The organism is Enterococcus gallinarum NBRC 100675, from assembly GCF_001544275.1.
GTDB classification, from domain to species: Bacteria; Bacillota; Bacilli; order Lactobacillales; family Enterococcaceae; genus Enterococcus_D; species Enterococcus_D gallinarum.
Genome location: NZ_BCQE01000078.1, coordinates 1 through 1,496 on the forward strand (window position 1 = coordinate 1; position 1,496 = coordinate 1,496).

A 1,496-nucleotide genomic window follows, 5' to 3' on the forward strand; every position below is an offset into this window, starting at 1 on the left:
CTCTTCGTCAAATCGTGTTGGTGAAGACAAATTTGAATAAAACTTAGTCCGATATGCGGCGCGTTCTGTGCGCCGCATATTTTTTTAGTTTTCAAAGATCAGACCTTGTTGTAAATAGATCCGTGCCCGAAAGTTATAAAAGTTGCGATAACCAAACGCAATTCGTTTAATCAGCTTGATCTTGTTATTCAGCCCCTCAGTGACGCCGTTTGAGTGGGACACCTTAAAGGCATTTGAAATACCCGATTGGTAGCGATGGAAGATCGTGAATTTCTTTTTAAACGACTGAGGTAACGTAGATGAAATTGTTTTAAGGGTTTCTTGAAAGCCTTCCGTACCTCGTTTAACGAAATAATAGCGTAATAATTGACAAAAATGATACGCAGTTCGCAATTCTTCGTTGTAGCTTAACAGCTCATCAACGATTTCTGTTTGACTAATTGGTCGTTTAAACAGTCGATGATAATGCCGTTTGAGTGGCTCCAATGTCGTGGAATCTTTGAGTAAGAGTTTCCAATATCGCTTGAGCCGACGGTACTTCTTCTGATTTTCAGAGTGTGAGGTTCGAAAACGATTCATGATCTGGACACGTAATTGATTGAAGCTGCGATTGATGTGTTGGACAATATGAAAGCGGTCAGTTACGATCTCCGCATTTGGAAAGACTGTTTTAAGCAACTGACAATAGCTGGCATTCATGTCCATCACTAGGTACTTGACCTTTAAACGGGCTTTTCTAGGAAAGTGCAGGAAGTATTGAGTTAGTTTGTAAAGTCTGCGATCTTCAAGGATCGTAAATAGCTGATTGGTTGTCCCATCAACACAAATAAAACTCATGGAACCAGAAACAGACTTCATTGATTTGAACTCATCCATACACAACACCGTCGGAAGGAAGTTCATACGTGGCTGGTAATGCTTCGTTGCTTCACGCAAGATCCGTGTCACCGTCCCATCCGAGACGAAGTACTTCTTAGCGATTAGTTTACGTGATTGATTTTCGTACAGTTCCATGAGAATTGCCTGCTTCAGTTCCTTTGTTAGTTGATGATGTTCATCAACTAAGTCCGTTTTCGCAGAAAAGGTCCTTCCACAATCATGGCAGAGAAAACGGGTACGTTTTAATTCTAAAATAGTCAACTTTTCTTTGACTTTCAACATCTGAGTGCGTGTCGTATAGGAACCGTTGCGGATAATACGAACCGATCGACAGTGTTCACAATAGGAAGGAGAGTCATCCAATTTTCCTTTAATAAACTGCGCTTGAACGCCTTTATATTCTTTTTCAATCAGCCATTCTTCATCAAAAAATAAATGTTTATCTGTTAATCCGAGTAATTTTCTAGTATGATTATCCATTGAGAGACTCCTTTGGTAGGATGACGTTTTGGTCGACTAAATTTTACCAAAAGTGAGTCTCTTTTTGAGTTGAAACGAAGAAAAAGTGTTAGTAGAAAATCGCCTTCGATTTTCCACCAACACAAAATATTATAGAA

1 protein-coding gene is annotated in these 1,496 nt (G+C 39.4%); it reads right to left on the reverse strand.

Features of this window, described 5'->3' with window-relative positions:
- Window positions 1-84: 84 nt before the first annotated feature.
- Complete coding sequence (locus EG2_RS18140; RefSeq protein ID WP_060815725.1) at window positions 85-1,359, reverse strand: ISL3-like element IS1476 family transposase; 1,275 nt, start codon at window positions 1,357-1,359, stop codon at window positions 85-87.
- Window positions 1,360-1,496 lie beyond the last annotated feature (137 nt).

Coding starts and splice junctions, on each gene's coding strand:
- EG2_RS18140 (WP_060815725.1), bottom strand. CDS start 1,359: ATGGATAATCATACTAGAAAATTACTCGGATTAACAGATAAACATTTA.